5 protein-coding genes are annotated in these 6770 nt (G+C 61.6%); 2 read left to right on the forward strand and 3 right to left on the reverse strand.

Annotated features, from left to right (window positions below):
• Window positions 1–223: 223 nt before the first annotated feature.
• From RSSM_RS02110 to RSSM_RS02120, 3 genes are all read right to left on the reverse strand, one after another.
• Entirely contained in the window at window positions 224–1273 is a 1050-nt protein-coding gene (locus RSSM_RS02110) for a GDP-mannose 4,6-dehydratase (protein ID WP_008674004.1), read from the reverse strand.
• A gap of 523 nt (window positions 1274–1796) precedes the next feature.
• On the reverse strand, window positions 1797–3134 hold the full coding sequence (locus RSSM_RS02115) for a DUF3748 domain-containing protein (RefSeq protein WP_008674006.1): 1338 nt from the start codon (window positions 3132–3134) through the stop codon (window positions 1797–1799).
• Between the two features lie 253 nt (window positions 3135–3387).
• Complete coding sequence (locus RSSM_RS02120; protein WP_236620889.1) at window positions 3388–5007, reverse strand: hypothetical protein; 1620 nt, start codon at window positions 5005–5007, stop codon at window positions 3388–3390.
• Window positions 5008–5190: 183 nt separating this feature from the next.
• Between RSSM_RS02120 and RSSM_RS02125 the strand changes: the two genes are divergently transcribed.
• Both RSSM_RS02125 and RSSM_RS02130 read left to right on the forward strand, forming a co-directional pair.
• Window positions 5191–5898 (forward strand): PTS sugar transporter subunit IIA, encoded by a 708-nt coding sequence (locus RSSM_RS02125; RefSeq protein WP_008674009.1) that lies wholly within the window; start codon window positions 5191–5193, stop codon window positions 5896–5898.
• Entirely contained in the window at window positions 5879–6679 is an 801-nt protein-coding gene (locus RSSM_RS02130; protein WP_063709001.1) for a response regulator, read from the forward strand. Before RSSM_RS02125 ends, RSSM_RS02130 begins: the two co-directional genes overlap by 20 nt.
• Window positions 6680–6770 lie beyond the last annotated feature (91 nt).

A 6770-nucleotide genomic window follows, 5' to 3' on the forward strand; every position in this document is an offset into this window, starting at 1 on the left:
TCTGGTGACATCGGCTACGAGGAGGAGCGTGGGAAAGGGCGTTGATTCCGCCGGGGCTAGCCCGGACGGAGATCGGCGGTTGTTTGGTTTTGGTTGGTAGCTGTCAGTTGTTGCTCCGCCGGGGCGAGCCCGGGCGGAAGTGTTTTGGGGGAGCTAAGAGCTAATGAGTTCCGAAGTCTTGGCGACTCCGGCTACGGGGTGGGGGGAAGCTAAGAGCTAAACGCTAACGGCTAACAGCTTCTGAACTTTTGGCTGGGATTGGTTTTCGTTGGAGGAGTTGGAGGTCGTGGTCGACCATTCTTTGGGCGAGGTCTTGGCAGCTCGTCGGTGGTTGCCAGCCTAGTTTTTCGGTGGCGTGCGAGGGGTCGCCGCAGAGGTCGGCGACGTCGGTGGGGCGGATGAATTTGGGGTCAGTGACGACATAGTCTCGCCAGTCGAGGTCGACGTGATCGAAGGAGAATTCGAGGAAGTCTTGGATGCTGTGGGTGCGGCCGGTCGCGAGCACGTAATCGTCCGGAGCGTCTTGTTGGAGCATCATCCACATCGCGGTGACATAGGTTTGTGCGTCGCCCCAGTCGCGGCGGGCGTCGAGGGCACCGAGGCGGAGTTCGGATTGCAAGCCGAGGGAGATCGCGGCGGCGGCCCGAGTGATTTTTCGAGTTACGAAGGACTCGCCGCGGCGGGGAGATTCGTGGTTGTAGCAGATCGCGTTGCAGGCGAAACAATCGAACGATCGCCGGTAGACCTGGACCATTTGGGTCGCAAACGTCTTGGCGACTCCGTAGGGCGTTACCGGCCGCATCGGGGTCTGTTCGTTCTGTGGCGAGGCGTCCGGGCGGCCGAAGATTTCGCTGCTGCTGATGTGCAGCAAACGCGGTTGCTTCTCGAGATCGCGAATCATCTCGAGCAGTTTCAAAGTGCCCATCGCAGTGAACTGGCAAGTTGACTCGGGGATTTCGAAACTGAGGCCCACATGGCTTTGTCCGGCCAAGTGGTAGATCTCGTCAGGTTGGGTCTTCAGCAGGATCCGACGGATGGTGGTTGCGTCGTCGAGGTCGCCGTAGTGGAGGAATAGTGAACGCTCGTAGATGTTTTTGTCGTGAAAGAGCGAGTCCAGCCGCGAACGAACGGTGTTACTGGTTCGGCGAACGAGCCCGTGAACGATGTAGCCCTTCGAAAGCAGGAGCTCGGTGAGGTACGAGCCGTCTTGGCCGGTAATCCCGGTAATCAGAGCGGTTTTGGTCGCTGATGAATCGGGTGACGGTTGCGACACGGTGATTACCGGCGTGAGTTGTTGTGAGGGTGGATTGTTGGTCGCTTATATTAGTCGGTGATCGGGATCGCTTCGAGTGATAGGGGGGCGAGGGGCGTTGATTCCGCCGGGACGAGCCCGGGCGGAGATCGGTTGTTGTTTGTTGCCGTTTCGTAGCTGTCGGTTGTCGCTCCGCCGGGACAAGCCCGGGCGGAAGCTTTGGGGGAGCCCTGCCCTTGCTTCGCTCGACCCTCCCGGGGGGAGGATGAAGGGGGTGGGTGGAGATTGAGGCGGGAACGAGTGAGAGGGGGGCTTCTATCTGTTTGGGTGGTGTCAGGTGAGTGTGCTGGGGCTAAACGCAGAGTCGCAGAGAGCGCAGAGAGTTGGTGATTGGGGGAATCTGGTGCTTTTCGTCGTTGCGGCTTTGCGTTGAAACGGCTGGGATTGGGTTGAGGTAGCGAGGGCGCGCTCGATTTGGTTGCACCCCTTTTTTTGTCTATCGCTTCGCTCGATCCTCCCGGTGGGGAGGGTGAAGGACGAGGGGTTAGGTGGGGCAGGTGAAGATGTGGTTTCGGGGGCCGTTGGGAGTGGGGACTCGGCGGAGGAAGGCGATTTGGGTGCCGGATGGGTTGTAGACGCACGCTAGGCTGAGTGGTGCGGTTTCGTCAGGGACGGCGGGCGTGAGTGGTTGAATTTCGCCGGTTTGGGTGTCGACTTCGCAAACGCGGGAATCGATGACGCAGGCGATTCGTTTTCCGTCGCTGCGAAAGGTGAACGCGGATTGGATGGGGGGGGATGAGTCGGTGAGTTGCTGCGGGGGCCCGCCGCGGGGTGAAACCAGCCAGAGTTGCGAGACGCCGCGGTCGTCCCGCATCAGGAAGGCGATTCGTTCTCCGTCGGGGCTGCTGCGGGGCCAGTGACGTACTCCGAACACGCCAGGGAATTTGCGGTCGGACGTGTGAGTGAGGCGTCGTTGCCGGATTCCCGCGGGCGGTGAAGGGCGGGTGGATTCGGTGCCTTGCAACGGGCCGTCGCCGGGAAGGGTGAGGTCGCGTGGAAGATCGACGATGAAGAGTTCGGTGATCGGTTGGCCATCGCCGGTGATGCAGTCGCCGAGAAATGCGATCGCTCTTCGTCGGTTCCTTCCATCGGTATCGAGGTATCCGTGGTCGCCGACCCACGCGTCGCTGTAGGCGCGACTGATCTGGTCGCTGCCGGGGTCGGGGGCGTCCCAGGTGCGCGTTACCAGAACGCTGAAGTGAGTCCCGCCGTGGTTGCGGGGGTGTGTTTGGGGGACACACACCTGTTTGCCGGAAATGCTGACTCCGACGCCGCGCCGGTTTTGTTCGACGTTCGGATCCTCACTGTTGGCGAGCACGTGGTCTTCGTAGGTGAAGGAGACGAGACGGCCATCGCCGGAGAAGACGTGCACGTGCGTGCCACCACGCAGTGCACCGGGGGTGAACGGTGGTGTGAGGTCACGGGCGTCGAGGTTATTGATCGCGTCCGGGTTTTTGATCGCAGCGAGGTTGCTGTCGACCGTGGGCGGATGGGTGTCGAGCAAAACGCCGCGGCGATGGAAGGCGTTGTAGGACCACTGCTCGGTCGGGTATTCGGAGTCCGGATGTTCAGGCCCGTGGATGAAGACGATTCGATCGTCGGTGGGGCTGGCCGTGACGACGCCGACGTGGGCATCATTTTGGGATCGATAAAGAATTTCGGTTCGCCGGTCGACTGCGTTGACGCGTCCGACGATGGGGCTGTCGAAGACACTGCCGTTTGGATCAGAGCGAGCGTCGAAATAGATCCACTGTCCGTCGGGGGACCAGACGGCGGTGTTGGTTAGAAGATGATTGGTGGACCCTTGAGTGAGTTGGTTCACGCGAGTTGCGATGGACGAGTTGCGAGGGGCGAGTTGCGAGTTGCGAGGGGCGAGGGGCGAGGGGCGAGGGGCGAGGGGCGAGGGGCGAGGGGCGAGGGGCGTTGATTCCGCCGAGGCTAGCCCGGACGGAGATCGGGGGCGTTTTGTGTTGATTGGTAGCTGTCAGTTGTGGCTCCGCCGGGACAAGCCCGGGCGGAAGCGTTGGGGAGCGCCGGATGAATGTGCTTGGGAGCTAAAAGCTAATCGCTAATCGCTAATAACCGTAGCCGGCTCGGACGATGAAGGCTTCGCCGAGGTCTTGGTCGTCGGGGGAGAATTCGTATTTGAGTTCGCGGTTGAAGACGCCGCCGAATTCGAAGAAGGCGGTGCGTTGGCCGGTGCGGATCAGGTCGCTGCGGCCCCACTCCCATCCGAAAGTGACCGCGATTTGGTTGACGTCGACGCGTTCTTCCACGCCGCTGCCGTTGCCCCGCGAGACGGTCCACGAATCGCCACCGTACTCGCCGGCGAAGTACCACCAGACGTCTTGCGTGCCGATCGTTCGCCAGTATTTGGCGAGCTTGGGTTCGGGGAAGAAAATGTCGAAACGCGTGAATGGGTTGGGTTGCCACAGCAGTCCGCCGGCGGGCAGCATCTTGATACTTTCTCGGTCCAGGTAATAAACGCCGGCTTTGAGTGTGGACGCGGGGGTCAGGCGGAAGGAGGCCAGGCCCTTGCCCATGTATCGAACGCTGTCGGAGTTGAACGTGTCGAAGTCGGTGAAGGCTCCGACGCGGAAACCGAGTTCGGCACCGATGATCTGGTTGGGATCCGATTGCCAACCGAAATCCAAAAAACCTGCATAAGCGTTTCCGGGGAGGTCGGCAGCGTTGTTCACCGTCGTGATCGGTCCGTCGAACAGGTACAGCGAAAACGACGGGACGATGTACAGCGGCCGGGTGCTGTAGAGGAAGTTGTTGCACGCGAATCCGACCGAGAAGTCGGTTTGGTTGATTCCGAGGTCGTCTTGATCATCACCACCGCCACCGATCCAACTGTGTCGCAGTCGTGGACCGTGTAGCAGTTGGTAGGCGCTGAAGTCAGCGGGGATCAGGCCGGATGGCAGGAGCGTGTTGCCGTATCCGGGGCCGCTCAAGCCGCCTGGGAAGAGCGACGTGGGGGAACCGGAAGGGTACGCCGACGGCGGAAACGGATCGCCGCTGTAGCCGCTGGGCGACGGCGGTGTGATCATCGGTCCGGTGCCATACATTGAACCGCTGCCCACCGGCGGCGTGTTGTAGACCGGTGGTGTGTTGTAGATCGGCGGAGCATCGTATGGGGCGGCGGTGGCGGACGGGTAGCCGGCGCCTTGGTACAACCCCGTGCCGCTGTTGCTGCGGAACCAGTTCCCCGAGAACAGTCCACCGAGCAGGCTGCCGTTGGGGTAGGACGGGTTGGACCCGACACCCGGGCTGGCTGCGTAGGGGGCGGCGGAGTACGAGGGAGTTCCGATCGGAGTGGGAGGGCCCAGCGGCGTGGCGGTGCCGTATCCGGCGGTGGGGCTGCCTCCGTACGCGGGACCGCCGAGGCTGGCTCCTCCGGCGGTCGCGTAGGGATCGAACGAGGGCGTCGTGGAGCCGACCGAACCGGGGTAGCCCGTGCCAGACGGATTGGCACCGTACGTGCTGCTAGGTGGCGGTGCGGTTCCTGAGATGCCCGCGGTTGATCCGCCTGTGGATGGACCGATCGGGCCCATGTTGGTTTGGGGTGTCGGCGCGAAACCGTTTTGAGCCGGTGCCGGAATACCTGTGGCAAATGTGCTCAGCGCGATCGCCCCCACTAGCCAGAAACGGCTTAGGCGTAACGATAAACGGTCGTCCGATGCGATAGGCAAACAAAATACTCCGCGTGATTAACCCGCGAGGGCACGTCGACGTCGGTCCGACGCTGAAATAACTTGAGTCGATTTACAAATTTTGTGCGACTTCCGTCAAGGGAAGTGTGGGCGAGAAGCCGAACACGGCCGAAAACCTGTCTGATTTAAGAAGCCGAACCCTACCTGCCGATTGAAAATCCAATGGAAGACCTCGATATCCCGCAACTCGCCGAGTATCTGCACGTCACGCCCGACCAGATCACCAAGATGGTCACGCGGGGAAATTTGCCCGGTCGCAAAGTCGGCGGGCAGTGGCGTTTCAACGAGGCGGAGATCCATCATTGGCTCGAAGAGCGGATCGGCTTGAGCGATCCCAATGAGTTGGACGAGATGCGGAAGGTGCTGCACCGCCGGTCCGACGTGCCCACGCGTCCACTGAGCGAACTGTGCACGGTCGATCTGATTGCCAACCCGTTGTCCGCACGCACGCGGAGCAGTGTGATCCGGGGGATGTGCAATTTGGCGTCCACGACGGGGATGTTGTGGGATGCGCCGGCGATGGTGCAGGCGGTCAGTGAGCGTGAAAAACTGCATCCGACGGCGCTCGACAACGGGGTCGCGTTGCTGCACCCTCGTCGGCCGCAAACTTCGATTTTGGCCGATTCGGTGCTCGCGTTGGGGATCTGCCAAGCCGGGCTGCCGTTTTCGGATCGCGGGCAACTGACCGATATCTTCTTCCTGATCTGCTCTTATGACGATTCGAGCCACCTGCGTATTCTCGCAAAGTTGAGCCGGTTGGTCGCCGATGACGCTTTTCTCGATGGTCTGCGTTCGAGCGACTCGCCCGGGGACGCTTGGTTGATCATGAAGGAAGCGGAAGAAACGATCGATGAAAACATCTCGCTCTGAGACGCCGCCTTTGGGTTGTGACACGTTGTTGTGGATTGGCGACAACGAACATCCCGAAATGCGTGCCGCGTGGCGAGTTTGCCAGCAGGTCAGCGACGTGATCGCGATCCGCGGCGGCATCGCTGAAGCAACCGAGCGGCCGCCTCGATCCTCGCCCACGCACGTGATCGTCGCGCAGAGCAACCGCCACGATGCTCGCCAAATTGCGATCGATGGCGAGAGTCTTCCGCGACTGCGGAGCCAGTTTCCCGATGCCGACATGTTGGTGGTTCGCGGGCGATTGGTCGCGCCGACGGTTCGATTGCCGGAGCGGTCGGTGAATCGCAATGCGGGAGAGCATTGGGTGGATTCGGTCCCGTCGAGCGAGGCGGAGTCTTTTCTGCGGTATTGGTTGACGGGCGTGGAGTGTCCGGATGAGTCGCTATCGCTTGGGCCGATCGTTGTGGTGTCGTCGGTTTATCAGGATGCCGAACCGTACATCGAAACGCTGAGGAGTTTGCCTTGCTCGGAGGAAGGGGGACACGCGTTGGTTCAGTGGCAACGGACGCTGACGCGACATTCCTCGGCCGGGTTCGCGACGGTGCTGTGGGATGATTCGGTGGCGGTGCCGTGTGGGGCGGAAGGCTGGAGAATTCGTTGCGAGAGGGCGCCGGGGGCCCGGCATGTTTGGATGACGGGATTGGCGAACGAAAGCCAACGCCAGATCGCACGCGAGAATGGGGTGGATGCCGTGGTGGAGAAGCCTGGTCGTTTGGCTTGTTTGGTGGATGCTTTGATTTGATGGGGCGGGGCGCTGATTCCGCCGGGGCGAGCCCGGACGGAGATCGGTGGATCTCTTGGGGGCTGGTTGGTAGCAGGCAGTTGTTGCTCCG

It is taken from the genome of Aporhodopirellula sallentina SM41 (assembly GCF_000346505.1).
Taxonomy (GTDB): Bacteria; Planctomycetota; Planctomycetia; order Pirellulales; family Pirellulaceae; genus Rhodopirellula; species Rhodopirellula sallentina.